25 protein-coding genes, 1 tRNA gene and 1 other RNA gene are annotated in these 23,663 nt (G+C 66.3%); 12 read left to right on the top strand and 15 right to left on the bottom strand.

Annotated features, from left to right (window positions below; translation table 11 throughout):
• Positions 1-2 precede the first annotated feature (2 nt).
• The 4 genes from Mrose_RS10480 (at position 3) to Mrose_RS10465 (ending at position 2,943) form a co-directional block, all read left to right on the top strand.
• A complete protein-coding gene (locus tag Mrose_RS10480; protein WP_147371618.1) occupies positions 3-1,196 on the top strand; it encodes a hypothetical protein in 1,194 nt (397 codons plus the stop codon).
• 62 nt (positions 1,197-1,258) lie between these two features.
• Complete coding sequence (gene mce / locus Mrose_RS10475) at positions 1,259-1,654, top strand: methylmalonyl-CoA epimerase (RefSeq protein WP_119278040.1); 396 nt, start codon at positions 1,259-1,261, stop codon at positions 1,652-1,654.
• Complete coding sequence (locus Mrose_RS10470) at positions 1,651-1,992, top strand: VanZ family protein (protein WP_119278038.1); 342 nt, start codon at positions 1,651-1,653, stop codon at positions 1,990-1,992. Before mce ends, Mrose_RS10470 begins: the two co-directional genes overlap by 4 nt.
• Positions 1,993-2,001: 9 nt before the next feature.
• On the top strand, positions 2,002-2,943 hold the full coding sequence (locus tag Mrose_RS10465; RefSeq protein ID WP_119278036.1) for a Kelch repeat-containing protein: 942 nt from the start codon (positions 2,002-2,004) through the stop codon (positions 2,941-2,943).
• Position 2,944: 1 nt separating this feature from the next.
• Here Mrose_RS10465 and Mrose_RS10460 read toward each other — a convergent pair whose 3' ends face one another.
• Genes Mrose_RS10460 through metF form a run of 3 tightly spaced genes read right to left on the bottom strand, consistent with a single transcriptional unit; the run spans position 2,945 to position 5,166 of the window.
• On the bottom strand, positions 2,945-3,526 hold the full coding sequence (locus tag Mrose_RS10460; protein ID WP_119278034.1) for a DedA family protein: 582 nt from the start codon (positions 3,524-3,526) through the stop codon (positions 2,945-2,947).
• A 43-nt stretch (positions 3,527-3,569) separates the two neighbouring features.
• Positions 3,570-4,271, bottom strand: coding sequence for an SDR family oxidoreductase (locus tag Mrose_RS10455; protein WP_119278032.1), 702 nt, complete (start codon positions 4,269-4,271; stop codon positions 3,570-3,572).
• A gap of 34 nt (positions 4,272-4,305) precedes the next feature.
• Entirely contained in the window at positions 4,306-5,166 is an 861-nt protein-coding gene (gene metF / locus Mrose_RS10450) for a methylenetetrahydrofolate reductase [NAD(P)H] (RefSeq protein ID WP_119278030.1), read from the bottom strand.
• A gap of 282 nt (positions 5,167-5,448) precedes the next feature.
• On the opposite strand from metF, the gene Mrose_RS10445 reads away from it, so the two are divergent.
• Positions 5,449-6,066 (top strand): 50S ribosomal protein L25, encoded by a 618-nt coding sequence (locus Mrose_RS10445; RefSeq protein WP_119278028.1) that lies wholly within the window; start codon positions 5,449-5,451, stop codon positions 6,064-6,066.
• 78 nt (positions 6,067-6,144) lie between these two features.
• The gene (gene pth, locus Mrose_RS10440; protein WP_119278026.1) at positions 6,145-6,729 is read left to right on the top strand and encodes an aminoacyl-tRNA hydrolase; all 585 of its coding nucleotides are present in this window, start codon (positions 6,145-6,147) and stop codon (positions 6,727-6,729) included.
• Positions 6,730-6,778: 49 nt separating this feature from the next.
• Here pth and Mrose_RS10435 read toward each other — a convergent pair whose 3' ends face one another.
• Both Mrose_RS10435 and Mrose_RS10430 read right to left on the bottom strand, forming a co-directional pair.
• Positions 6,779-7,204 (bottom strand): hypothetical protein, encoded by a 426-nt coding sequence (locus Mrose_RS10435; protein ID WP_147371617.1) that lies wholly within the window; start codon positions 7,202-7,204, stop codon positions 6,779-6,781.
• Between the two features lie 144 nt (positions 7,205-7,348).
• Positions 7,349-8,059 carry a hypothetical protein gene (locus Mrose_RS10430; RefSeq protein ID WP_119278022.1) on the bottom strand — a complete coding sequence of 237 codons (711 nt, stop codon included), beginning with the start codon at positions 8,057-8,059 and terminating at the stop codon, positions 7,349-7,351.
• Between the two features lie 89 nt (positions 8,060-8,148).
• Here Mrose_RS10430 and Mrose_RS10425 point away from each other — a divergent pair, with 89 nt between their 5' ends.
• From Mrose_RS10425 to Mrose_RS10410, 4 genes are all read left to right on the top strand, one after another.
• On the top strand, positions 8,149-9,114 hold the full coding sequence (locus Mrose_RS10425) for a D-alanine--D-alanine ligase family protein (RefSeq protein WP_119278053.1): 966 nt from the start codon (positions 8,149-8,151) through the stop codon (positions 9,112-9,114).
• A gap of 70 nt (positions 9,115-9,184) precedes the next feature.
• Entirely contained in the window at positions 9,185-9,955 is a 771-nt protein-coding gene (locus Mrose_RS10420; protein ID WP_119278020.1) for a fumarylacetoacetate hydrolase family protein, read from the top strand.
• A gap of 61 nt (positions 9,956-10,016) precedes the next feature.
• Positions 10,017-10,643: a PAQR family membrane homeostasis protein TrhA gene (gene trhA / locus Mrose_RS10415; RefSeq protein ID WP_119278018.1), complete on the top strand. Its 627-nt coding sequence runs from the start codon at positions 10,017-10,019 to the stop codon at positions 10,641-10,643.
• Between the two features lie 180 nt (positions 10,644-10,823).
• Positions 10,824-11,060, top strand: coding sequence for a hypothetical protein (locus Mrose_RS10410; RefSeq protein ID WP_119278016.1), 237 nt, complete (start codon positions 10,824-10,826; stop codon positions 11,058-11,060).
• A 3-nt stretch (positions 11,061-11,063) separates the two neighbouring features.
• Here Mrose_RS10410 and Mrose_RS10405 read toward each other — a convergent pair.
• The 4 genes from Mrose_RS10405 to ssrA all read right to left on the bottom strand — a co-directional run bounded on the left by Mrose_RS10405 (position 11,064) and on the right by ssrA (position 15,787).
• Positions 11,064-11,149, bottom strand: a tRNA-Leu gene (locus Mrose_RS10405).
• A 72-nt stretch (positions 11,150-11,221) separates the two neighbouring features.
• Positions 11,222-13,066, bottom strand: coding sequence for a S8 family serine peptidase (locus Mrose_RS10400; RefSeq protein WP_119278014.1), 1,845 nt, complete (start codon positions 13,064-13,066; stop codon positions 11,222-11,224).
• Positions 13,067-13,087: 21 nt separating this feature from the next.
• On the bottom strand, positions 13,088-15,199 hold the full coding sequence (locus Mrose_RS10395; protein ID WP_119278012.1) for a vWA domain-containing protein: 2,112 nt from the start codon (positions 15,197-15,199) through the stop codon (positions 13,088-13,090).
• A gap of 240 nt (positions 15,200-15,439) precedes the next feature.
• Positions 15,440-15,787, bottom strand: a transfer-messenger RNA (tmRNA) gene (gene ssrA / locus Mrose_RS10390).
• 127 nt (positions 15,788-15,914) lie between these two features.
• Between ssrA and Mrose_RS10385 the strand changes: the two genes are divergently transcribed.
• Positions 15,915-16,547 carry a Jag family protein gene (locus tag Mrose_RS10385; protein WP_119278010.1) on the top strand — a complete coding sequence of 211 codons (633 nt, stop codon included), beginning with the start codon at positions 15,915-15,917 and terminating at the stop codon, positions 16,545-16,547.
• 15 nt (positions 16,548-16,562) lie between these two features.
• Here Mrose_RS10385 and Mrose_RS10380 read toward each other — a convergent pair whose 3' ends face one another.
• The 6 genes from Mrose_RS10380 to acs form a co-directional block, all read right to left on the bottom strand.
• Positions 16,563-17,693, bottom strand: coding sequence for a cysteine desulfurase family protein (locus Mrose_RS10380; protein WP_119278008.1), 1,131 nt, complete (start codon positions 17,691-17,693; stop codon positions 16,563-16,565).
• Entirely contained in the window at positions 17,693-18,211 is a 519-nt protein-coding gene (locus Mrose_RS10375) for an RrF2 family transcriptional regulator (protein WP_119278006.1), read from the bottom strand. Before Mrose_RS10375 ends, Mrose_RS10380 begins: the two co-directional genes overlap by 1 nt.
• A 44-nt stretch (positions 18,212-18,255) precedes the next feature.
• Positions 18,256-19,050 (bottom strand): metal ABC transporter permease, encoded by a 795-nt coding sequence (locus Mrose_RS10370; RefSeq protein ID WP_119278004.1) that lies wholly within the window; start codon positions 19,048-19,050, stop codon positions 18,256-18,258.
• 10 nt (positions 19,051-19,060) lie between these two features.
• Positions 19,061-19,828 carry a metal ABC transporter ATP-binding protein gene (locus Mrose_RS10365; RefSeq protein ID WP_119278002.1) on the bottom strand — a complete coding sequence of 256 codons (768 nt, stop codon included), beginning with the start codon at positions 19,826-19,828 and terminating at the stop codon, positions 19,061-19,063.
• A gap of 74 nt (positions 19,829-19,902) precedes the next feature.
• Positions 19,903-20,652, bottom strand: coding sequence for an HD-GYP domain-containing protein (locus tag Mrose_RS10360; protein WP_119278000.1), 750 nt, complete (start codon positions 20,650-20,652; stop codon positions 19,903-19,905).
• A gap of 141 nt (positions 20,653-20,793) precedes the next feature.
• Positions 20,794-22,740, bottom strand: coding sequence for an acetate--CoA ligase (acs, locus tag Mrose_RS10355; RefSeq protein ID WP_119277998.1), 1,947 nt, complete (start codon positions 22,738-22,740; stop codon positions 20,794-20,796).
• Positions 22,741-22,907: 167 nt separating this feature from the next.
• Here acs and Mrose_RS10350 point away from each other — a divergent pair.
• Positions 22,908-23,663: IclR family transcriptional regulator (locus Mrose_RS10350; protein ID WP_147371616.1), on the top strand; the 756-nt coding region annotated here is incomplete at its 3' end.

Here is a 23,663-nt window from a genome sequence, read left to right as displayed (position 1 = left end):
ACGTGTACCGCTTGTTGATCCTGCCCCTGGCTCTGGCCCTAGCAGCCTGCACCGGGAGCTACGAACCCCCAGCGCCCTCGTTTCTGGCGGTGGCTTCGGGACAGCGCATCGACTTCTACCTCAGCACCCGCCTGCGCCCGGACGTGCGCGACGACGGCCAGAGCCCGCTGATCGGCTCCTGGACGAGCCTTTCCCTGCCGGTGCTGGATTTGTACTTCAAGCTCAAGCAAAACGACCAGCAGAACAACCGGCTTTGGGTGCTCGACCGCGAGAAGCTGACGGCCTACAGCACCGACCCCTTCTTCGAGGACCTCGTACCCGACCCCACTACCCTCGACCCCCGCTCCTTCCCCTTCACCGACGGCAACTCCCAGCCGGTGGATTGCTCGCAAGGCTACCTCAGCGCCAGCCCCCGCTACCTGCTGGCGGTGTGCCCTCCCCCGAACTCGGGCGCGCCCTATTCGCTGTACCTGGTGGACTTCAACCTCCTGCAAGCGGGCGGGGTGCCCCAAGCGCTCATCGGCCCCATCAGCGTGCAGGCCAGTCAGACAGTCTTCACCCTGACCACCGGCAACGCCCTGGTGATCCTCAACGGCGCCAGCAGCTCGATGGAGTACCATCCCGACCCCCAAATGCCCGCCAACGAGACGGGCATCATTCGCGGAGGTTCCTACATCCAGCCCCTCTACACGCCGCAGGAGCTGGTGTACGACGGCGCCGGCAACCGGGTCTTCGCCCTGCTGAGAGGCAGTACCGACGTGCGGCTGCTGACGTGGAACCTCAAGGCCGACACCCCTTCCGACGTCAGCGAGCCTGATCCCAACGGGCGTAACCCCGAGCAGCTCCAGATCTCCTCCGCCAACATCTACGCCCTCTCGAGCCAGCGGGGCCTCTTCCGGGTGCAATTCTCCAGCGGCGCGCTCCGCTTGCTCGACCCCCCAGGCGACCTCAACCTGGACGTGTTGAGCTATCTGGGAAGCGCCGTCGAGGACGGACGGCTGCTCTACCTCGCCGCCGAAGACCCCAGCGCCAGCGCCGAGCAGAAGCCCCTGATCGTGGTGCTCAACAGCCAGAAGCCGCTGGAAAACCTGCTCTCCTCCGACGTCAAGATCAACTCCAACAGCTCAGCTCCGCGCGTCAATCCCTTCGACTCGAGGCCGGTGAGCCTGTCCACTTTCCCGGTCCAGGAGAGGTGAGTCGGGTTGAACGCCGAACGCCAGGCGCGAGTGGCTATTGGCTATCGGCGTATATTTTGACCATGGAACTCCATCACGTGGGAATCGCAGTGAGCGACCTCGAGGCCGCCGTGCGGCCTTACTATGCGCTGGGTTATGCCCTCGAGGCCCAGGGCATAGTCGAGAGCCAGGGGGTGAGCGTGTACATGCTCAAAAGCGGCCACAGCCGACTCGAGTTGCTCGCTCCTATTCGCCCCGACAGTCCTATTGGCAAATTCCTGGAAAAGCGCGGTCCGGGGATTCACCATCTGGCCTTCACCACTCTGGATATCCAGAGCGAACTCGAGCGCCTGGCGCGGGAGGGCACCCCCCTCATCGACACTGCCCCGCGTCCTGGCTTCGGCGGGCACCTGGTAGCCTTCATCCACCCCAAGTGGTCGAGCGGAGTTCTTGTCGAACTCGTCGAGGCCGAGCATTGAACCGCGCTTACCTGGCCCTGGCCGGGCTGCAAATGGCCCTGATCTTCTGGTTCTCGGCCCAGCCCGGCGATACCGTGGGCATCCCAGCCCCCTGGGACAAGCTGGTGCACGCCGGGGTCTACGCCCTGCTGGGCCACTTCCTGGCCCAGGGCACCCAGCGCCCGCTCTTTTCCTGGTCGCTGGCCGTGCTGTACGGACTCAGCGACGAGATCCACCAGATGTTCGTGCCAGGGCGGGTCTTCGACCTGGGCGACTGGTTGGCTGACGCGGGCGGTGCAGCCCTGGCAATCCTGGCCTGGAGCGCGCTTTCCCGGCGGGCGGGCCGCCTCCAGCGCTAGACTGGGGACATGAAAACAACCGCTGGGGTTGCGCTGGCGCTGGCGCTCGGGCTGGGGCTTTCGCAGACGTCGAGTTGGAAAAGCCTGGCTCCTTTGAGCCAAGCCCGCCAGGAGATCGGGGTGGCGGTGGCGGAAGGCAGGCTCTACGTGGCCGGGGGTTTTTACGCCAACGGGGCAACCAGCGACCTCCTCGAGGTCTATGACCCCGCCAGCAACCGCTGGCAGCGCCTCGAGCCCCTTCCCACCGCCGTCAACCACCCCGGCATGGCCGCCGCGGGCGGCAAGATCTACGTGCTGGGCGGCTACCGGGGACCGGGACTGGGGCGGCCCACAGCAGCAGTGCAGTCCTACGACCCGGCAAGCGGGCGGTGGAGCCAGAAGAGGCCCATGCCCACCGCCCGCGGCGGGCTGGTCGCCGCGGAACTGGAGGGCAAGATCTACGCCGTGGGCGGCGCAGCAGGAGGATCGGTGGGGGATTTCGCAGTCTACGACCCCGCCACCGACGGGTGGAGCGCATTGCCCCCCATGCCCACGCCCCGCGACCACCTGGCCGCCGGGGTGATCGAGGGCAGGATCTACGTGGTGGGCGGACGAAACCAGCAGAGCTTCACGCTGAACGTGCTCGAGGTCTACGACCCGGCCACCCGGCGCTGGAGCAGCCTGCCCCCCATGCCCACCGGGCGCTCAGGCCACGCAGCCGCAGCGGTGGGGAGTTGCCTCTACGTGCTGGGAGGCGAGGGCAACCGCAACGCCCGCAACGGGGTCTTCGCCGAGGTGGAGGTCTACAACGCCAGGAGTAGCACCTGGAAGTCGCTGGAGCCCATGCCCGCCCCCAGGCACGGCATCATGGCGGCGGTGCTGGGCGGGCGGATCTACCTGCCGGGAGGAGCCGACGTGCAGGGGTTGGGAGCGGTGACCACCAGCGACGTGTTCGACCCACCGGGCTGCTGAACTATTCGGGCTCTTTGGCCGCCCTGCGCCGCAGCAAGCGGGGCAAACCCAGCAGTACGCCGAAGAGGGCTCCGGCCAGGATGATCAGGTAGATGTACTTCTCGAGGTCGGGGATGAGCTGGCCCACGGAGTAAGCCAGCAGGGTCAGGCCCTGGGTCCACAGCAAACAGGCCAGGAAGGTCAGCAGTACGAAGCGCGGCCAGGGGATGCGGGTAGCCCCGGCCACGAAGGGCACCAGCGCCCGCACCACCGGAACCCAGGGCGCGATGAAGATCGCCAGCACCCCGAAGCGGCGAAACAGCGCATAGGCCTTTTCCAGTTCCTCGCGCTTGACCCGCCGCTCCAGGGCCGGCCCCAGCTTCATACCCCACCAGTAGCCCAGGTTGTTGCCCAAGAACGAGCCCACGAAGAGCATGAGCAGGGCCAGGGGCAGGCTGATCTTTTTGGCCGCGGCCAGGAGCCCCACCGCGATCAGCAGGCTGTCGCCGGGCAGGGCAAAGCCCACCAGGAAGCCGGTTTCGATAAGTACGATAGCGAAAATACCCGGATATGAAACTGCCAGGACGAGCTGCTCGAGGTTCATCCGGGACAAGCTAACCGATATCGCGCCCACTCACAAGCCGACCTCAGCGGGGAGGATAGACGGGCAGCTCGAGCACCCGCCCCCTGGCGCTGCGGCTGGCCGCGTACAGCAGGGTCTGACCGATCTCGGCGGGGTCGATCCAGGTGGTGGGGTCGGCGTCGGGCATGTCGCGGCGGTTGGCCGGGGTGTCCACGGTGCCCATGGGATAAACCACCGCCACCCGGACATTGGTGCCCTTGAGCTCGGCGTCGAGTGAGCGCAGGAAAGCCGCCACCGCGCTCTTGGCCGCGGTGTAGAGGGCCATGCCCGGCCCGGCTCCGCGCCAGGCGGCCCCGGCGGAGATTCCGGCGATGAAGCCATCGTTCTGCTCCAGAAGCACCGGCAAGACGGCCCGCGTGCAATAGAACAGGGTCCGCACGTTGAGGTCGAAGAGCCTGTCGTAGAGCGCGGGATCCGACTCGAGCACCTTGCCCGCACTGAACCCGCCCACTGTATGGATGAGGCCGTCAAGTCGGCCCATCCGCTGGCGCACCTGGCTGACTAGAGTCTGCACCTGGTCGAACTTGCTCACATCAGCAGCGAAGGCCGCGCCCCCCAGGGCCTTAGCCCTCTCCTGCACGTGCTCGAGCTGGCGGTCCACTAGAGCCAGCCGGGCCCCCGCCTTGGCGAAAGCCTCGGCGATGGAGGCCGCGATCGCGCCCCCGCCGCCGGTCAGAAGGTATACCTTTCCGGTGACATCGCTCATACGCACCTCTTCCGAACCTTAGCGCCTCGTACGGCTAGCGAAGGTTTTCCAGCACACGGCGGGTGGCCGGCGACTTGTTGAGGGTGTAGAAGTGAATGCCCGGAGCCCCGGCCCCCAGCAGTTCGGCAGCCTGCCGGGTAGCGTGCTCGACCCCTACCTCGAGCACCCCCTGAGGGTCGTCGGCCACGCTCTCCAGCCGTGAGAGCAAAGGGCCGGGGATGCTGGCCCCGCACAGGTCCATGAACTTGCGCACCTGGGCCAGATTGGTGATGGGCATCAGGCCGGGAACGATGGGCACGCCAATCCCCGCCTTGCGGGCACGCTCGACGAAGCCAAAGTAGAGGGCGTTGTTGAAGAAGAGCTGGGTGATGACGAAGTCCAGGCCGGCTTCGACCTTGCGCCGCAGGTTTTGCAGGTCGGCCTCGAGACTCACGCTCTCGGGATGGCCCTCCGGGTAGCCTGCTCCCCCCAGCGTGAAACGCTCCCCGTGCCGCTCGCGCACGAAGGCCACCAGTTCGTTGGCGTAGCGGAAGCCGCCAGGGGCGGGCTGGAACTCCTTCGAGCCCCTGGGCGGGTCGCCGCGCAGGGCGAGGATGTTGTCGGTGCAGGTGGTGAGTTCGTCGAGCAGGCTGGCGATCTCCTCGCGGCTCGAGCCCGCACAGGTGAGGTGGGCCATGGGCTCGAGGCCCAGCTCCCTGATGCGCCGCACCCACTCCACCGTGCGAGAGCGGGTGGAACCTCCCGCCCCATAGGTGATGGAGACAAAGCCTGGCTTCAGCGAGCGCAAATCGGCGATGGTCTGGAAGAGCTGCTGCTCGCCCTCGGGGGTCCTGGGCGGGAAGAATTCGAAGGAGAAAACGGGCTTGCTGTCTTGGAAGAGGGCGGAAATCTTCATTCGCGAACTCCAGTCTAAGGGCTTTGGTATACCTTAGAACAGCCTGGTTGCGCGGATTCAGCGTCCTGGCACACGATTCTTAGGAATTGCACCTGCTCTGCCGCTCGTGTGGGGGCTGGTCAATTCCAGCCACGGCCCGTGGCTCAGCGCCGTGTGGAACAGGCTTTCCGGAGTCTGGCGCAGGGGCCCGGTCCCCTACACCAAAACCCAGGCGTGTGGTAGACTCGGAAGGCTTGTGTCTAGCCGCTGCTGGCTGGCGGCCACAAAATACTCGGAGGAAGTATGGAGTACCGGCTCAAAGCCCAAACCCGCGGAGACGAAAACCTAAACGCCCTGCGCGACGCAGGCAAGCTGCCCGGCGTGCTGTACAACAAGAACGAGAACCGTAAAGTGGTCGTGGACCTGCGCGAGTTCAACAAGGTCTTCATGCAGGCCGGGATTCACCACGTCATCACCCTCGAGCTCGAGGGCAAGACCGTGGACACCCTGGTGCGCCAAGTCAACCTCGACCCCCGCCGCCGCCGCCCCAACCACGTCGACTTCTACGCCCTCAGCGACGAGCCGGTACAGATGTGGATCCCGGTCAAGATCGTGGGCACCGCCCAGGGCGTGCGGCTGGGCGGCGTGCTCCAGCTCGTCAACGCCGACATCCAAGTGAAGGTCAGCCCCAAGGCCATCCCCGAGTTCATCGAGGTGGACGTGAGCGAGCTGAACATCGGCGACAGCATCCACATGGAAGAGCTGAAGCTTCCCGAAGGGGTCAAGCTGGCCATGAACCCCAAGGACACCGTGGTCTCCATCGTACCCCCCGTGGATGCCGAGAAGGAGCTGGCCGCCGCCGAGACTGCTGCCCCCACCGAGGTCGAGGTCATCAAGAAGGGCAAGACCGAGGAAGAATAAGCCCACTCCCCCAACGCCTAACGTCGAGCACCCAGCGGGTCTTTGGCGTTAGGCGTTCAGCGTTAAGCGCTTTGGCATATGTTTCTCATCGTCGGACAGGGCAACCCCGGCCTGCAATATGCCCGCACCAAGCACAACGTCGGCTTCATGGTGCTCGACCGGCTGGCCTCCCCGAAGGACTACCGCCTCAAAGGCAACGCCTTCGTAGCCGAGATGGCCGTGGGAGAGGAGAAGGGCTGGCTGATGAAGCCCGCCACCTTCTACAACGCCACCGGCGAGGCAGTAGCCCCCTTTGCCCGCTTCTACAAGATTCCTCCCGAGCGCATCCTGGTGATCCACGACGAGATGGACCTGCCACCTGGCCGCCTGCGCTTCAAGGCCGGAGGGGGGAACGCGGGGAACTACGGCCTCGAGTCCATCAGCAAGCACCTGGGCAGCACGGCCTTTCACCGTCTGCGCATCGGTATCGGCAAGCCCCCCAGCCCCGAAGAAGGGGCTACGTGGGTGCTGAGCGGCTTCCGGCCCGAACTCCTCCCGGTGATGGAGCGCGTGCTGGATGCCGCAGCTCAACTGGCGCGAGATTGGGTAATTGAGCCCCCGGAAAAGATCCAGCAGAAATACAACGGGCTGAACTTCGCCCCAGGCGCCCCACAAGCGCAGTAGAGAGATAGCCCATGGCCAGCAGTGGATACCCCCTATCGACTCTCGGCCCTCACTGCAAGAAGGTGACCTCGAGGACGTAGACGTCGCTGTTGCCCTCCTGCTGCACCCGTATACGCACAAGCCGAATGCCCCGCTGGTACACGCCCTGCCAGGTCCGGTTCTGCCCCTCGCTCTCCAAGCGGTTGCGGCCCCAGCCCGCGTCCTCGATCTGGTCGGTGAAGAAGTTGTAGATCATGCGCACGTTGACACCCTCCACCCGGAAGCGCACCCGGCTGTTGCCGTTGCCGAATTCCCGCTTGTCGAGGGTGCGGCTGCGCGGGTAGACGGGGAGCTTGAGGATCTCATTGGCGTATTCCCCACCGTAAGGCGTGGAAGCAGGCGGATTGACAAACGGGGGCAAACCACCGGACGTGGGAACGCAACTGCTGAGCAGAAGCCCCATGGCCAGGAATAGAAGGACCGTCACTCGTTTCACGCCCAAAGGGTACGGTCGGCCCTTTTGGAAACCATGAGAGCGACCTAAATCCCACGAACCTGCACCGGCGCTGCGAACACTCACCCTCATCCTGCAGGGCACGGCAGGCTGCACCCTTGCGAAAGACCTTCGGCTATCGGGGTTCTACCTCAAGCTGAACTCCTCGAGGTCATACGCCACGTTGACCTGGCTGGGCAAGCGGGCAAACTGTTCGACCGAAAAATTGGGGTCGTGGGAAAAGGCGATGACCTGGGCGTAGTAGCTGATGCCGGGCTTGAGATCAAGCCCAGTGAAGCTCTCCTCGGCATCGGCGGAGGTGGTCTGTGCGAGTTCGTTGCCCTGGGCATCGTAGAGCCCCACCAGGTACACCTCCGCACCGGCGACGCTGCGCCAGCGCAGGCTCAGGCGCGAGGTCCCGCCGCTCTGGATGCTCTGGATCTGGGGCACCTCGAGCCGCTGGGTCGCATCCACGCTGATCTCCGAGTGCAAGGTCTTGCCGTCTATGACGGCCTCGGCGATATATCTGCCGCTCAACAGGGGCACGTCCTCGGCCCCGGTGAAGCTCCAGTAACCCTCTGCAGGAGCGACCTCGGCGACTTCGAACTCCAGGGCCTGCCCCTTGTTCCAGCCCGCCGGCCCGCGCACCACCACCTTCACGTCCTGCTTGTACTCGGGCTCGAGGGCAGGTATGTAGAAACTCGCCAGCACGAAGGAGCCCATCGTCTGCTGACCTTCGGCGTTGATGGTGCCCATGCTCAGGGCCAGCCCATTGGGGGCGCGGGTCTGGGCAGTCACGAGCAGGGGAAGCGCGCAGACCAATAGCGCCGCCAAAATGCGCAGAATGTTTTTGCTCATGATGGGCCGAGTATAGCAACGCCGCCTCTGGCAGATGGTAAGGGTCTTCCCTCCCCCGCCCAGCGTGTATCATCAACATCGTGAGGCAATTGCACATCTTACTCATCGCCGGGGGAAGGTCGGGGGAGCACGAGGTCTCGCTCTCCTCGGCCCGTGGAGTGCTGGCGGCCATGCCCCATTCCACGACCCTGGCGGTGATCGCCAAGGATGGAAAGTGGCTGCTCGAGACCTCAGCCCGCCGCGCGCTCGAGGCCGGGGTGGCCGAGCACGGCGAACACGCATTCCCGCCCCCTATCGACTGGCCCGCCTACGACGTGGCTTTTCCTCTGCTGCACGGGCGCTGGGGCGAGGACGGCACCATCCAGGGTTTCCTGGAATTGCTGGGACTGCCCTACGTGGGGGCCGGGGTCACAGCTTCGGCTTTGTGCATGGACAAGGACCTGTGCAAGCGGGTGCTGACCCAGGCGGGGATTCCGGTGGTGCCCTGGGTGACTTTCTACCGGGGCGAGGCGGCCCCCGAGCCCCACTTCCGCCCACCCTACTTCGTCAAGCCGGCCAACACCGGCTCATCGGTGGGGGTGAGCAAGGTCAAGGCCGACCAGGACGGGCAGTCCGCCCTCGAGGAGGCCTTCCGCTGGGACAACAAGGCCCTGGTGGAAATGGGCCTCGAGGGGGTGCGCGAGCTGGAAACCGCCCTGCTGGGCAACATCCACGCTCGAGCGAGCGTGGTGGGGGAAATCACCTACCAATCGGAGTTTTACGACTACGAGACCAAGTACACCGACGGCCTGGCCCAGCTACACATTCCCGCCCACATTCCTGAGGCGCTTTCCCGGCAAATCCGCGACGTAGCGGTCGAGGCTTACCGGGTGCTGGGAATACGCGGACTCGCCCGTGCCGATTTCTTCCTCGCCCAAGACGGCACGCTCTACCTCAACGAGTTCAACACCATGCCCGGCTTCACCCCCACCAGCATGTACCCCAAGCTCTGGCAGGCCTCGGGGCTCTCCTACCCCGAGTTGCTCGACCGCCTGGTGCGGCTGGCCCTGGAATGATACGCATCGCCTTTGGTTCGCCCACGAAAGGGAGAAATGACCTGGTAGAGCAGGGTATACTCACATCGCCATGAAAATCGTGCGTTTTAACGAGGGCTGCTGGGGAGTTCTGGAAGGCGAAACCATCCACGAGACCGACATGCCCGGCGGCAACCCCACCGGGCGCGAGTTCGACCTGGGAGCGGTGGCGTTGCGAGTACCCGTCACCCCCAGCAAGATCGTCTGCGTGGGCCGCAACTACCTCGACCACATCCGCGAGATGGGCCACGACAAGGACGATCTGCCCACCGAACCCGGCCTCTTCCTCAAGGGCCTCAACACCCTGGCCGACCCGGCCAATCCGGCCCGTCCCCACGACTCCGGCGACGCGGTGCCCTATCCTTCTTTCACCAAGTTGCTGCACTACGAGGGTGAGTTGGCGGTGGTCATCGGGGACCGCATGAAAAACGTCGGTGAAGAAGATGCCCTCAACCACGTCTTTGGCTACACCTGCGCGCTGGACATCACCGCCCGCGACGTGCAGCGAACCGACTTGCAATGGGTGCGGGCCAAGTCTGCCGACAAGTTCCTGCCCATCGGACCCTGGGTCGTCACCACCCTGAACCCCCAGGACACCGTGTTGCGCACCTACGTCAACGGCGAGCTGCGGCAGGAGGCCCACACCAGCCTGATGATCTTCCCCGTTGCCCGCATCCTCTCCTATATCAGCCAGTTCATGACCCTCGAGCCCGGCGACGTGGTGCTCACCGGCACCCCCGAGGGCGTGGGCGAGCTCAAGCCCGGCGACGAGGTCGAGGTGGCCATCGAGGGGATCGGCACCCTGCACACCCGCATCGCCTGACGCGTCGCGCTCACACACCAATGGCTCACCCGCCCGGCAGGAGCCTGGTATACCCTGGGGCATGGTCCGGGAACCTTTTAACACCTACTCCCACGCCACCGGAGCGGTGCTTGCGCTGCTGGGCACGGTGGTTCTGCTGGCGCTGTCGGGAAGCGACGCGGCCAAGGTCGTCGGTGCGCTGATCTTCGGCCTCTCGATGGTCCTGATGTACACCAGCAGCACCCTCTACCACGCGCTCGAGGTTCCCGAACGGGTTCTGCTGGCCCTGCGCAAGCTCGACCACGCGGCGATCTTTCTGTTCATCGCCGGGAGCTATACCCCGGTGGTGCTCAGCGCCCTCGAGCCTTCTCTGCGCCCGCTGCTGCTGGGGCTGGTTTGGGGGCTGGCGGCGGTGGGCATCGCTCTAAAGATCTTCACCCTCAAGATCCCGCGCTGGCTCAACACCCTCACCTACATCGGGCTGGGCTGGCTGGCGGTTTTCTTCCTGCCCAAGCTCTCCCTGAGCCCCTGGGCGCTGGCCTGGCTCATCCTGGGCGGCCTGGCCTACAGTCTGGGAGCCATCACCTACGCCACCAAATGGCCCAACCCCTGGCCCCGGCTGGTGGGCTTCCACGGCCTGTGGCACCTGTGGGTGCTGCTGGGCAGCATCGGGATGTACCTGCTGGTGCTCACGCTCTACTTGGGCTGAGGCACAGAGGGCAAGCCCCTACGGAATTCACCGACAGCCAAGGTGCGCCTAACGCCAAAACCGTGATCGAAGGGCGTTTGGTGTTTTGCGTTGGGCGGATGACGTATGACGGGGGTGCAAATACGCCACGTGAAAGCGGGCAGCAGTGGTAGCTTGCGGGTTGGAGGAGTTCGATCAGCGTTGATCACCCCTGCCGACCGACTGATCTTCCACTCGCGTCTCGCTCCCTGGAGGGAGCGTGGTTACCTGTTTTACGTCAGGCTCGAGGTCGGCAGCATCCACGACGCTCGCGATATCTACATCATCTATGGCTACCTCGACGGGCGGCACATGGCCTGGGGCATGGGAACCTCGCTGACCGCCGCCGTGGAGGACATCGCCGGCAAGCTCGAGTGCCCGGTGCCCGAGCCTGGATGAAGCTGGTGCCGGGGATGGGACTCGAACCCACACGCCCTTGCGGGCAACGGATTTTAAGTCCGTAGCGTCTACCATTCCGCCACCCCGGCGTAGAACAATGGGTATTGTACGGGCTCGAGCCCTCTGCGCCAAGACAAACGGTCAGGGCAAGAGGGCATCGCTCAAGGGCCCGGCAAGTTCCCCGCCTCGAAGCTGGGCTGGGGAGGCACCTGCAGGGCGTGATCCCTGCTGGCCTCGCCACCGTCGCACAGCCCGTTTGCCGAGTCATCCCGGCAGACCCTGAGGGTGTAGGCTCCGGCCAGGACGTAGCTCGAGAAGCGGCCATCGGCATCGGCGAGCAGGGGATGCGGGCTTGGCCCTTGCAGCATGGCCGCCAGCGGACCCGGCGGCAGGCTCAGGCCCAGCGCGGTGGGCAGGCTGAGGAAACCGTAGCCATAGGCGTCATCGCGGCCAGGGGCTCCCAGGTCGGTCAGGCGGGTTTTGAGGCGCTCCCAGGCCGCCGCAGGGGACAGGGCGGGGTCGCTCGACAGCAGCAGCGCCAGCGCCGCGCTGGCCTGCGGAGCGGCCTGCGAGGTCCCCATGTAGAAGGCGTAGCTGGGGCGACCGGCATTGAAATCCCAAGTGGTCGAGAGGATCCCCCCAGCCGCACCACTACGGGTGTCACCGCCGGGAACGCTGAGCGCGAGGGTCTCGTTCTGCTGGCTGTAGAAGGTGGGGCGGTAGTCTAGGTCGGTGGCCCCGACCCCCAGCGCTCCGGGGCAGGAAGCGGGGTAGAAGAGCGCACCGGGGTTCACGTCCTGGTAGTTGCCCGCCGCCGCCACCACCAGCACGCCCTGCTGAACAGCCTCGGCCACCGCGTCGCACAAAGCCCGCGAGTACTGAAGGCTGCCCAGCGAGAGGTTGATCACGCTGGCCGGCTCGAGCAGTTGCAGGCGTTGGCCTTGCCACTGCACAGCCAGGCCCGCCGCGTAGCGGATTGCTGCTGCCACCGCCTCGAAAGTTCCGTTGCCAGCCGCGTCTAGCACCCGGATCGGCAGTACCCGCACCGGTGCCGCCCAGGCCACGCCCACCGTGCCGCTCTGCGAGCAGACCGGCTGGCCACCCTCATAGCACTGCGGGGGCAGGGTGTTGGTCCCGCTGCGGGCGGCCACGATGCCGCTGACGTGGGTGCCATGACTGCCGATGGTGGGCCTGAGGGTATCTCCGGGGTCGGTAGGATCGGGGTCGCCGTTCACGAAGTCGTAGGCCCCCTCGCCTGGCAACACCAGCCGCCCGGCCAGGTCGGGGTGGTCGTAGCGCACACCGGTGTCCACCACAGCCACCGTCACGGGCCGGGCAAAGCTGCCCAGGTAGACGAAGCGGGCCCCGGTCGAGCGCAAATACCACTGCTGGGGGTATAGCTCGTCGGTGGGTTCGCCCTGGGCCTGCACCCAGCCGTTGGGCTCAGCCCACTCGACGCCAGGGCTAGCACGCAGGCGCTCGAGCAGGCCGGGGTCGCTCGAGCGCAGCTTGCCCACGCGAGCACGGGGGTCGAAATTGAGCAGCCGCAGGCCATCGAGTAGCGGGCGCTGACCGGGCTTGAGCTTGACCAGGACCTCTCCCGTCGGGGCTGGGACGGAGCGGGGTCGCAATCCCGCCCCCGGCAACCGGCTTTCCTCCAGCGCCGGGGCCTCGACCAGGCGTCCCGTCAGCCGTACCTGCGGCTGGAGAAAGCGAATGGTCGCGCTCAGGTCGCCGCTCAGCCGGTAGGTGGTCTCCGCCAGAGATGCCTCGGGCAGGCGGTCGCCTCGAGCCCTCACCCGGATCTGCGCTGGCCCTAGGCCCTTGCTGGGGGTCAGCTCGAGCCAGCTCGAGGGCTCGGTGGGTACGAGCTCCCACGCAGCATTGTGGGGAACCCCCAGCCAGAAAGCCCCACTGCCGGGATAGGCCAACTTAATCTCGGAAGGAACCCGCTCGCCCCAACTACAGGCCGTGAGCGCCAACAAAAGCAGGGGTTTCCAGCGCATCCCCTACAGGATAGCAAGGTCTCATGAACTCCCCACCGCCCCCATCCGCCGCCACTCCAGGTAGCGCTCGAGCACGAACAGCGCCAGGGCCAGAGCCACCAGCAAGGGGCGCAGCTCGAGGGCCTTGCGCTGGGGCAAGGCGGTGAGCTCGGCGAGGTCGCCCAGCAGGCGGCCCCCGCTGGCCTCGGCCAAGGCACGCAGGTTGGCCCTGCCGTCCTCGAGCCGCCACTCCGGCAGGGCGGGCAGGGTGAGATTCAGGCGCGGCACCCCCGCCTCGAGTACCGCCGCCTCACCCCTGGCCCCGTAGGGCAGGCGGGCCTCGTAGCGCAGGGGGCCTACCGGCAGGAAGTCCTGGGCCTTCCCAGCGTAGCGCAGGGCCGGGCGCTCGAACTGGCCCTCCAGCAGCACCCGCACCCCATCCTCGCCTCGCACTGCCTGCACGCGGGGGCGGGCTGGGGTCTGAGAGAGCCAGCGCAGCAGGCTGCCCAGGAAGCCACTGGCTCCCTTCCAGTCCTTCCAGGAGCGCGAGAGGTCGGTAGCTAGCGCCGCCACCCGCCCGCGCCCGCTTTCTCCCACTGCAAGCACCGCACCCTCCTGGGCGTAGAGCAGGCCGCTGGCCCAGGGCCGGGTGGCCAGGGCGAAGCTGCCCTCCAACGCTTCCCGTTTGAACTGCCGCTGGGCTTCCTCGAGGAAAAAGCGGGGCAGGTCGCTGGGGCTAGGCACGTACCAGAAGCTCCCGCCCCCCTGCTGGGCGAGTTCGCGCAGGAAGCCCTGGTCGGCGTCGGCACCCAGCGCCACGCTGCTGGTGAAGATCTTGCGCTGCTGGCCCTGTGCGGCGGCGCTCAGCACGGGCTGGATGGGATCGGCCACCTGCCCGTCGGTCATGACCAGGATGCGCTTGTCCTCCACGGGGAGTGGCTCTAAGGCCCTGACCGCCTCGGCGTAGGCTCCCCCGATCAGGGTGCCCCCGCCGGCTCGAGCCGCCAACAACAAGCTCTCGGCGGCTTTGCGCCCCTGCGGGGTCATGCGGCGGGGTCGAAAAACCCAGCGGTAATTACTGGAGAAGGCCACCACCCCCACGTAGTCCTGCTCCCGCGCCGAACGGATCAGCTCGAGCGCCCCCGTCACCGCCAGGCCCAGCTTATCGTCCTGGAGCATACTCCCCGAGACGTCGAGCACCAGCACCAGCCCTACCCCGCCGTCATGCTCCAGGGGCTCCAGCGGGATGGCCTCGGAGAGCGAGCTGCGCTCCCAGCCCCCGAAGAACAACCCTCTGGGCGTAGCCGTCCACAGCAGGCTGCCGCCCTGGTTCAAGAAGTCTTGCAGCGCGTCGATCTCGGCCTCGCTGAGGTCGCGGGTGCTCACCCCGAGGGCCACCACATCGGCCTGGATGGGCAGCTCGACCCGGTGGCGGCGCTCGACGCTGAAGCCCTGGGCCTCGAGGTAACGCGCCAGGGCCTCATCTCCCAGCACCCACACCCGTACCTTGTCGGCGGGGCTGACCTGGACCTGGGCGCCATCCTGGCCCAACTCGCTCTCGACGCGAGCCCGCACGGTGGCGGGGCGCTCGAGGGCGAAGCGGTAGCCGAAGCTCTGCCGTCCGGCCTTCACCTGGACTTGCCGCTCCTGCCGCCCGGCGGGGCCCTCAATCACCAAGCGGGCGGTGGTGTCGGCAGTGGACTCCAGCAATACCCGCACCTCCACGGTCTCCCCGTGTACGGGGTAGGTGGGGGGCAGCAGGCTCAGCGAAATCCTGGGGCTGGGCGCGGTCCAGAAGGCGTATACCGGGGTCGGGACGGGTAATACCTCGCCCTGGGACAGGCCGTCCGACAGCAGCACGATGCGGTCGGGCTCGAGCCGCTGGGCTTCCAGCAACGCCGTGTTGATGTCGGTGCCCTCGCCCAAATCCTCACGGCGCGCGCTGGCCGAGGCGACCTCCCGGGCCCGCTCGGCAAAGGCCAGATAGCGCACGTTGGGAAGCTGTGGGAGGGTGCTGGCCACCTGCGCGACCCCTTCGCGGGCTGAGGGGCTCTGGTCGAGCAGCACCACCGTGCGCACCGGCTGCAACGGCAGGCTGGGCCCCAGGAAAGCCAGCAGCAGCAGGGCGATCACTGCACAACGCAGCCATAGCACGGTTCCATTATGGGTGCTTAGAGTGGGGAAAACTGCGAATGTGATCGCATTGGGCTGAAGGATGGGGGTCGTACGGGAAACGCCGAACACTCTCTAGGGGGCAAGGGGGATTATCCACGAGCCCCAGCCCTCCGCCGCCTGGTCATCAACCATCACCTGCGACTTGGGGTGGCTCACCCTGCACCCGACACCTACTCTCGCAATGCTTAACCCCGCCTTTTTCAGGCGGGGGTGCTTCTCTGGTGGACGCGGAGGGAGTCGAACCCTCGTCCGAAGATCCCTACGGCAGGCATCTACGTGTGTAGTCGGTGTTTGAGTGTCGCTCGAGCTTTCCCCACCGACAGGGGGCTCGAGCCAAGCTTCGTGAGGTTTCGCCTACGCTACGATGCCTTGCTTCGGCTAGCCGACTTCAGGTCGTTCACTCCAGCGAACCATCGGCTGGGTTTCTGGCGAACGTCGCTGGCTTACGCAGCGAGAGCAAGCTTGTTAGGCTTGGCAGTTTTTGTTTCGCCGGGTTTTACGAGGCCACCGGCCACCTCGACACGCAGCCTTGCTTTCGCGAATCCCCGTCGAAGCCGGGACGCGCCCAAGCAGGCAAATTGCAGTTTAGCAGAAAGCCCGAGAGCGGGCAAGGCTTGGGCCTTTTGGTTGGGGACACACTCTCGAGCCTCGACTCCTTTGGGCCTGAGGCCGCGAACGTTATATTCTATTCCTCATGGATGAGAAGAAGAGGGGTCTGGATGACCTGCTATCCGACTTGGGCATTGGGGAAGGCGAAGCGCCGCCTGCCACCGTACTCAAGGAGGAGGAGCCGGTAGGGGTAGTAACCCCCAATCCCGCAGGCGAAGGCGACCCTAAGCGAGCGCTGGAGAACTTCATGGTGGGGCTGCTGCTCAGGCTCGACCCGGCCTACTCACTGGACGTGCGCCAGGAAGGTGAGTTGCTGCGGGTAGAGGTGCTGGGCGGGGACTTGGGACGTTTCATCGGGAAAGAAGGCCGCACGCTGAAGTCGGTGGAATTCATCGCCAACGCTTACATGGCCAAGCAGTTCGGCGGGGCCTACAGGGTGATCCTCGATGCCGCCGGCTACCGCAAGCGGCAGGAGGAACGCATCAAGCGCATGGCCCAGGACGCGGTGCTCCAGGTCGAGGTGAGCGGCCAGCCGGTGGAATTGCCCCCCATGCGGGCCAGCGAGCGACGGATGATCCACCTGATGTTCAAGCAGCACCCTAGGGTAACCACCACATCCTACGGGGAGGGCGAGGAGCGGCACGTGGTGATCCTGCCCCGCGACCCCAACGCATCCCCGCTGCCCGAGGGAGAAGAAGCCGATGCCGAAGCCAAGTAGAGCGGCCCGTGCCAGCTATGGCACGGTGATCCTCGAGCGCTCTACCGCCTGGGCGAACACCGCCGCCGCCTGCTCGACCTCGGCCTCGGTGGTGTAGCGCCCCAGGCTGAAGCGTACCGAGGCCTTGGCCTCCGGCTTGCTGCGGCCAATGGCGGTGAGGACGTGGGAGGGCTCGAGGCTCCCCGCGGCACAGGCCGAGCCCGAGGAAGCCGCCACGCCCATGAGGTCGAGGTTCAGGAGCAGTCCCTCTCCATCGGCTCCCAAAGCCGTGACGTTGACGTGCTTGGGGCTGCGCAGGGTGGGGTGGCCGTTGAGTTCGACGCCGGGGAGGGCCAGCAGCGCAGCCTCGAGCCGCTCCCTCAGGGTGAGCAGGCGGGGAGTCTCCTGGGGCAGGTGGGCTACGGCGCGCTCGAGGGCCAGCCCCAGGCCGTAGACGGCGGGCAGGTTCTCGGTGCCGCCCCTTAAGCCCTGCTCCTGCTTTCCGGGGGCCAGGGGAAAGAGCTCGAGCCCCTTGCGCACGTACAGCACCCCCGCGCCCTTGGGGCCGTAGAACTTGTGGGCGGCCAGTGATAGCAGGTCTGCGCCGAGTTCCCGCACGTCGAGGGGGATGGTTCCAGTCGCCTGCACTGCGTCGGTGTGGAAGAGCACGCCCCTGGCCCGGCAGACCCCGGCGATCTCGCGGACCGGGTAGACGGTGCCGAGTTCGTTGTTGACGCTCATGATGCTGACCAGGAGGGTGTCAGGGCGCAGGGCCTCGGCCACCTGCTCGGGGTAGATCATCCCGGTGCGGGGTTCGGGGGCCAGGTAGGTGACCGTGTAGCCCAGGCGCTCGAGGCCCTTCATCGCGGTGAGCACCGCCGAGTGCTCGATCTGGCTGGTGACCAGGTGACCCCTGCCCTTCGCCAGGGCGACGCCGTAGATGGCCAGCGCGTCCGACTCGGTGCCGCCGGAGGTGAAGACGATCTCGCGGGGGCGGGCACCGATGGCGCGGGCCACGCGCTCGTGCGACTCCTCGAGCAGCGCCTTGGCCTCGCGCCCGACGGCGTGCACTGAGCTGGGGTTGCCCCAGGCGGCAAAAGCCCGCTCCATCGCGGCTTTCACCTCGGGGTCGAGCGGGGTAGTGGCGGCGTAATCGAGGTAGATCATCAGACCACAGGGTTCTGAGGCGGGATGTAGCCGGCAGGCTCGAGCGTTTTACGACCCTCAGCGCTTACGCTCGCATCTGCGACCTCGAGCTGCACGAGCTTGCGGGCCTCGATGAGCTTGCGCTCCTCCACCAGGTCCTTGAGGCTGGTGCTGCCCAGTACCCCCCGCATGGCCAGGTCCACCCTCTTCCACAAGGCCTCGGTCGAGCAGGAGCCGGTCTGCCAGCAGGACTCGGGGTCATCCAGGCAGCTTACGGGCGCGAGGCTGCCCTCTAGGGCCTCGACGACCTCGAGGGCGGTGATCTTGTCCATAGGGCGGGCCAGCTTGTAGCCCCCCCTGGCTCCACGTACGCTGCGGATGAAGTTGCTGCGACGAAGCTGCGCAGCGATTTGCTCGAGGTAGTGTTGGCTAATGCCCTGGGCATCGGCCACCTCCTTCAGCGGCACCGCTGCCGGAGCCCTGAGCCCGATCTCCACGAGTGCCCGCAGGCCATACTGTGCTTTGGTGGAAACCCACATATCGCGAGTCTAAAGCCGTATAACCAACCCGACAATGGGGGCATTTACTTTTGGCGCAGCAGCAAGGCCAGCAGGAACAGCGCGACCTGGATGAGCACGATGGTCGCGCCGCTGGGGGTGTCGAGGTAGTAAGAGAGAAAGAGGCCCAGCAGCGAGGTCATGACGCCGATGAGCACTGCCCAGAGGGTCATCCGGGCAAAGGTGGGGCTCAGCATCCTCGAGGTGGCTGCCGGGATCACCAAAAAAGCCGCGATCAACACGATACCCACCACCTTGACCGACATCACCGTGACCACCGCGATCAGCGCCGCCAACAGGTAGTCCTGGCGCAACACCGGCAGTCGGTCGGCCAGGGCCAGTTCACGCTCGAAGGTGGCGTAGGCCCAGCGGCCCCACAACGGCAGGAGCAGGAACATCAAGACACCCAGGAGCACCACGGCCCACAGGTCGGGCCAGGTGACGGTGAGGATCGAGCCGAAGATGTAGGACAGCGCGTCGGCGGTATAGCCCTGGCGCATGGACATCAACAGCACCCCCAGGGCCACCGAAAAGGCGAAGAAGACCCCGATGGTGGTGTCTTCCCCCAGGCTGGTGCGCTCGCGCACCCAGGTGATGGCCAGGGCCACCGCCACGGCGAAGGGCACCGCGACGTAAACGGGCTGGGTGCCCAGCAACAGCCCCAGCGCCACGCCCGCGAAAGCTGCGTGGGCCAGGCCATCCCCCAGGAAGGAAAGCCTGCGCTGCACGATAAAAACCCCGAGGTAGCTGGCGATGGCCCCGACCAGAACCCCCGCGATCAGGGCTCGTTGTATGAAGGGCAGTTGCAGAGCCTCGAGCATAGCAAAACCTCTAGCGGATCACCGGGGCGTCGTGCGCGTGCCCCACGTGCCCGAAGGCCCGGCTCAGGCACTCGTGGCGCAGGGCGAGACCTGGTGGGTCGAAGGCGATGACGGTGCGGTTGAGCAGCAGCACGTGCGAGGCGTGGTGACTGGCCGCCTCCCAGTCGTGGGTGATCATCAAGATGGTGGCTCCGGATTGCCGCTGGTAGGCCTCGAGGTGCCGGTACAGATCGGCCTCACCCACCACGTCCACCCCGGTCGCAGGCTCGTCGAGCATGAGCAGCTTGGGCTGGCGCACCAGGCTGCGGGCCAGATACACCCGCTGCAACTCGCCCCCCGAAAGCCGTCCCAGAGGGCGCTCGGCCAGATGGGCCGCCCCGACTTGCGCCAAAGCCGCCAGCGCCACCTCGCGTTCCCTGGGGCCGATGCTAAAGGGCCAGGCCCGGCGCAGCCCGGAGACCACCACCTCGAGGGCCAGCGCCGGGAAGCTGCGGTCGAAGCTCTTGACCTGCGGCACGTAGCCCACCCAGCTCGCCGGAAGGGCTTTGGGTGCCTGCCCAAAGACCTCGGCCCGGCCCACAAGGCGAGCCTCCCCGTCGCGCAGATTGCCGGGGTCCAGGCCCAGCAGGACCTTGAGCAGGGTGCTCTTGCCCGCCCCATTGGGGCCGACGATCGCCACGAAGGAGCCCTGAGGGATCTCGAGGTTGATGCCGTATAGCGCCTGGAAATCGCCAAAGCGCACGCCGAGGTCGTAGGTCTGCACCGCCAGTGCGCCCATAACACCTGATAATACGCTATCAATAGCGCCGGGTGGAAGTGAGCCCGGTTACTCCGTCGCGGGGTGCTGGTTGGTCAGAGCGGGACGTCCAGAGGCGGGGAACGCAGAGCCGGGCTGTGGAGCATGGCCACTCCCGGAGCGCCCGGCTCGAGCAAGGGAAGCTGCCGGTCATGGGCCAGGCGCATCAAAGCCGCCACCACCTCCGGGTCAAACTGCTTCCCGGCCTGGCGGGCGATTTCCTCGAGAACCCGCGGCAGCGGCCAGGCGGCCTTGTAAGGACGGTGGGTGAGCAGGGCGTCGAAGGTGTCGGCCACCGCCACGATACGCCCCTCGAGCGGGATCTGGGCGGCGCTGAGCTGGCGCGGGTAGCCCGCGCCGTCCCAGCGCTCGTGGTGGGCGAGGGCGATGCTGACGACCAGGCTGCTCTGGGAGCCGTGCCGCAGCGAGAGGATCGCCGCGCCCAGGTGGGTGTGGGTCTTCACCACCTCGAATTCCTGGGCCTCGAGGCGGGTAGGTTTATCCAGGAGCTGGGGGTCGATGAGCAGCTTGCCCAGGTCGTGAAACAACGCCGCCTGGGCCATCCGGGCGCTTTGCTCCGAGGACAGGCCCAGTTGCAGGGCCAGGCTTTGGGTTAGCTGGCTTACCCTCGCAGCATGGGGGTCGCTCTGAACCAGGAGATCGGCTGTTTGGGCGAGCTGGACCAGGCTTTCGACCATCCCAGCTGAGCCATCCACCAGATGGGCGAAGCCCTCGAGGCGGGGCACCCGCCCCCCCTCCGAGCAGATTCCTCGAGGTTCGGGCTCACCCCGCTCGCGGAAGGTCATTCCCTGGAACCTTACCGGAGGCAGGTAAATGAGAAATTAACGCGCTGTAGTCTTGCGCCGTACGCCGAATGCCAAATGCCCAACGCCGAGGGTCGAAGGCTCATAAGCACGAGCCCCCAGCCCTCGACGCCTCCTGGCTATCTACTCTCCCGCCTTCAACTTTTCGACCACGCTGCGGTCTTCCAGGGTGCTGGTATCGCCCTTGATGTCGGTCTCACCCGCGGCGATCTGTCGCAGCAATCGGCGCATAATCTTGCCCGAGCGGGTCTTGGGCAGCGCGTCGGTGAAGCGGATTTCGTCGGGACGGGCGATCGCGCCGATGACCTTGACCACGTGGGCTTTGAGTTCGTTCTTCAGGGCCTCGAGATTGGTGTGTCCAGCCTTGAGGGTCACGAAGGCCACGATCGCCTCGCCCTTGATGGGGTCGGGTTTGCCCACCACAGCGCTCTCGGCTACGGCGGGGTGGGACACCAGGGCGCTCTCGACCTCCATGGTGCCCAAGCGGTGGCCGGAGACGTTGAGCACGTCGTCCACGCGGCCCATGATCAGGTAGTAGCCCTCGGCGTCGCGTCGGGCTCCGTCGCCGGTGAAGTAGTTGCCGGGGTACTGGCTCCAGTACTGGTTGACGTAACGCTGGGGGTCACCCCACACCGTGCGCAGCATCGCAGGCCAGGGGCGGCGGATGATCAGGTGGCCCCCTTCGTCGGGGTTGGAGATGGGCTGGCCCGAGGAATCCACGATTTCGGGCGCGATGCCGAAGAAGGGCTTCCCGGCGTGACCGGGCTTCATGGCGTGGACCCCCGGCAGGGTGGTGATCATGATGCCGCCGGTCTCGGTCTGCCACCAGGTATCCACGATAGGACAGCGGCCCTTGCCAATGACGTTGTAGTACCACATCCAGGCTTCGGGGTTGATGGGCTCGCCCACCGTGCCCAGCAATCGCAGGCTGCTCAGGCGGTACTTCAGCGGCCACTGCTCCCCGGCCTTCATGAAAGCCCGGATGGCGGTGGGAGCGGTGTAAAGGATGCTCACACCGTGCTTGTCGATGAGCTGCCAGATGCGACCCGGATCGGGCCAGTTGGGAGCCCCTTCGTACATCACGGTGGTGGCTCCGTTGAGCAAGATGCCGTAGACCACGTAGGAATGGCCGGTGATCCAGCCCACGTCGGCGGTGCAGAAATAGGTGTCCTGCTCCTGAAGATCGAAGATGTACTTAGCGGTGAGGTAGGTGTAGGTCTGGTAGCCACCGATGGTGTGCAGGACCCCCTTGGGCTTGCCGGTGGAGCCGGAGGTGTAGAGGATGAACAGGGGGTCTTCGGAGTCCATGGGCTCAGCCGGGCATTGATCGGAGGCGTTTTGCATCAGCTCGTGGTACCAGTGGTCGCGGCCCGGCTGCATGGAGATGTCCTCACCCGTGCGGCGCACCACCACCACGCTCTTGATGCTGGGAGCCTCGGCTAGGGCCTCATCGGCGTTGTTCTTCAGGGGCACCACGCTGCCGCGGCGCCAGCCGCCGTCGGCGGTGACGAGCACACTGGCCTGGGCATCCTTGATGCGGTCGGCCAGGGCCGAGGCGCTGAAGCCGCCGAAGACCACCGAATGGATGGCGCCTATGCGGGCACAGGCCAGCATGGCGATGGCCACTTCGGGGATCATGGGCAGGTAGATCGTCACCCGGTCACCCTTCTTCACCCCCAGCCCCTTGAGCACGTTGGCGAACTTGCAGACCTCGCGGTGCAGGTCGTGGTAGGTGAGCACCTGGTTGTCGCCGGGTTCGCCCTCGAAGACGATGGCCGCCTTGGTGCGGCGGGAGGCAAGGTTGCGGTCGAGGGCGTTGTAGGTGATGTTGGTCTGGGCACCTACGAACCAGCGGGCATTGGGAGCCTGCCACTCCAGCACCCGCTCCCAGGGCTTGAACCAGTGCAACTCGGAGGCCACCTTGCCCCAGAAAGCTTCGGGGTCGTCGAGGCTCTGGCGGTACATCGCCTCGTACTGGGCAGGGTCGTTGAGCCTGGCCGCCTCCTTGAAGGCTGCGGAGGGCTCGAACACCCGGTCTTCCTTGAGCACGGCTTCGAGTTTTTCCGTCATGACACGATCCTCCAATGTCCCCTGAGGTTGGGGTCAGGGTATGCCTGGAACAGCGAGTTGGTCAAGAACCCTGGGCTTTTGCGGAATGTGCAAACATGCCGGATTTCTTGACAGCCCCTTCAACCCGACCCATCATTAGCCCAACCAAGTAGGGGAAGGTTTCAGCCATGGCCCAAAGCCGTAAGCTCACCACCGTTCAGGCCGCCTTGCGGGTGCTGGCCCATCTCCTCGCCCATCCCGAGGGCCTCGAGGCCAGCGAGGTGGCCCGCCTGCTGGGCAAGAGCCTCTCCACCGCCTACGCCCTACTGGCCAGCCTGGTGGCCGAGGGCTTCGCCGAGCGGGTGGGAACTACCTACCGCGCCAGCCAGAACGCGATCTCTGCCGTTCCCAGCAGGAGTCTGGGAGAAGGCAACACCACAGAGCGACTTCACGACGCGCTCGAGGAGCTCTACCTGCGCACCCGCGAGCGCACCTACCTGGGCCTGCTGACCCGCGAGGGCAGGCTGCGCCTGCAGAGCCGGGGACGGCAGGGCCAGCCTAAGCCGCCGGGGCTCGAGGGCGAAAGCACCGAGGCGCTGCACGCGCTGGCCCTGGGCAAGGCGGTGCTGGCCTTTCTCGAGGGCGAGCCACCCACCCAGTTGCGGGCCTACACCCCCAACACCCTCACCGAGCCGGTGGCTTTGCAGGACGAACTCCATCGCGTGCGGCAGATGGGGTTCGCCGTTGAGATCGAGGAGTTCGCCCAGGGCATCTCGGCGGTGGCCGCGCCCATCTTCGGCCAGGACGGGAAGGTGGTGGGGGCTTTCGGGGTGGTGGTGCCCAGCCGCCGCTTTCCCTATGCCTTCACCCGACTGGTGCAGGCGGTACGGGAAGTGGCCCACACCGCCTCGGGCTTTCCACCGAGCGAGGCCCGGGTGCCTGAA

Origin of the sequence: Calidithermus roseus, from assembly GCF_003574095.1 — a bacterium.
Taxonomy (GTDB): Bacteria; Deinococcota; Deinococci; order Deinococcales; family Thermaceae; genus Calidithermus; species Calidithermus roseus.
The sequence above is the reverse complement of the archived record's forward strand: the minus strand, read 5'-3'. Positions and strand labels throughout refer to the sequence as shown.

Coding starts and splice junctions, on each gene's coding strand:
- Mrose_RS10400 (WP_119278014.1), bottom strand. CDS start 13,066: ATGCGCTGGAAACCCCTGCTTTTGTTGGCGCTCACGGCCTGTAGTTGG.
- Mrose_RS10370 (WP_119278004.1), bottom strand. CDS start 19,050: ATGCTCGAGGCTCTGCAACTGCCCTTCATACAACGAGCCCTGATCGCG.
- Mrose_RS10385 (WP_119278010.1), top strand. CDS start 15,915: ATGGATGAGAAGAAGAGGGGTCTGGATGACCTGCTATCCGACTTGGGC.
- acs (WP_119277998.1), bottom strand. CDS start 22,740: ATGACGGAAAAACTCGAAGCCGTGCTCAAGGAAGACCGGGTGTTCGAG.
- Mrose_RS10465 (WP_119278036.1), top strand. CDS start 2,002: ATGAAAACAACCGCTGGGGTTGCGCTGGCGCTGGCGCTCGGGCTGGGG.
- Mrose_RS10360 (WP_119278000.1), bottom strand. CDS start 20,652: ATGACCTTCCGCGAGCGGGGTGAGCCCGAACCTCGAGGAATCTGCTCG.
- trhA (WP_119278018.1), top strand. CDS start 10,017: ATGGTCCGGGAACCTTTTAACACCTACTCCCACGCCACCGGAGCGGTG.
- Mrose_RS10430 (WP_119278022.1), bottom strand. CDS start 8,059: ATGAGCAAAAACATTCTGCGCATTTTGGCGGCGCTATTGGTCTGCGCG.
- pth (WP_119278026.1), top strand. CDS start 6,145: ATGTTTCTCATCGTCGGACAGGGCAACCCCGGCCTGCAATATGCCCGC.
- Mrose_RS10420 (WP_119278020.1), top strand. CDS start 9,185: ATGAAAATCGTGCGTTTTAACGAGGGCTGCTGGGGAGTTCTGGAAGGC.
- Mrose_RS10375 (WP_119278006.1), bottom strand. CDS start 18,211: ATGTGGGTTTCCACCAAAGCACAGTATGGCCTGCGGGCACTCGTGGAG.
- Mrose_RS10380 (WP_119278008.1), bottom strand. CDS start 17,693: ATGATCTACCTCGATTACGCCGCCACTACCCCGCTCGACCCCGAGGTG.
- Mrose_RS10445 (WP_119278028.1), top strand. CDS start 5,449: ATGGAGTACCGGCTCAAAGCCCAAACCCGCGGAGACGAAAACCTAAAC.
- metF (WP_119278030.1), bottom strand. CDS start 5,166: ATGAAGATTTCCGCCCTCTTCCAAGACAGCAAGCCCGTTTTCTCCTTC.
- Mrose_RS10455 (WP_119278032.1), bottom strand. CDS start 4,271: ATGAGCGATGTCACCGGAAAGGTATACCTTCTGACCGGCGGCGGGGGC.
- Mrose_RS10365 (WP_119278002.1), bottom strand. CDS start 19,828: ATGGGCGCACTGGCGGTGCAGACCTACGACCTCGGCGTGCGCTTTGGC.
- mce (WP_119278040.1), top strand. CDS start 1,259: ATGGAACTCCATCACGTGGGAATCGCAGTGAGCGACCTCGAGGCCGCC.
- Mrose_RS10460 (WP_119278034.1), bottom strand. CDS start 3,526: ATGAACCTCGAGCAGCTCGTCCTGGCAGTTTCATATCCGGGTATTTTC.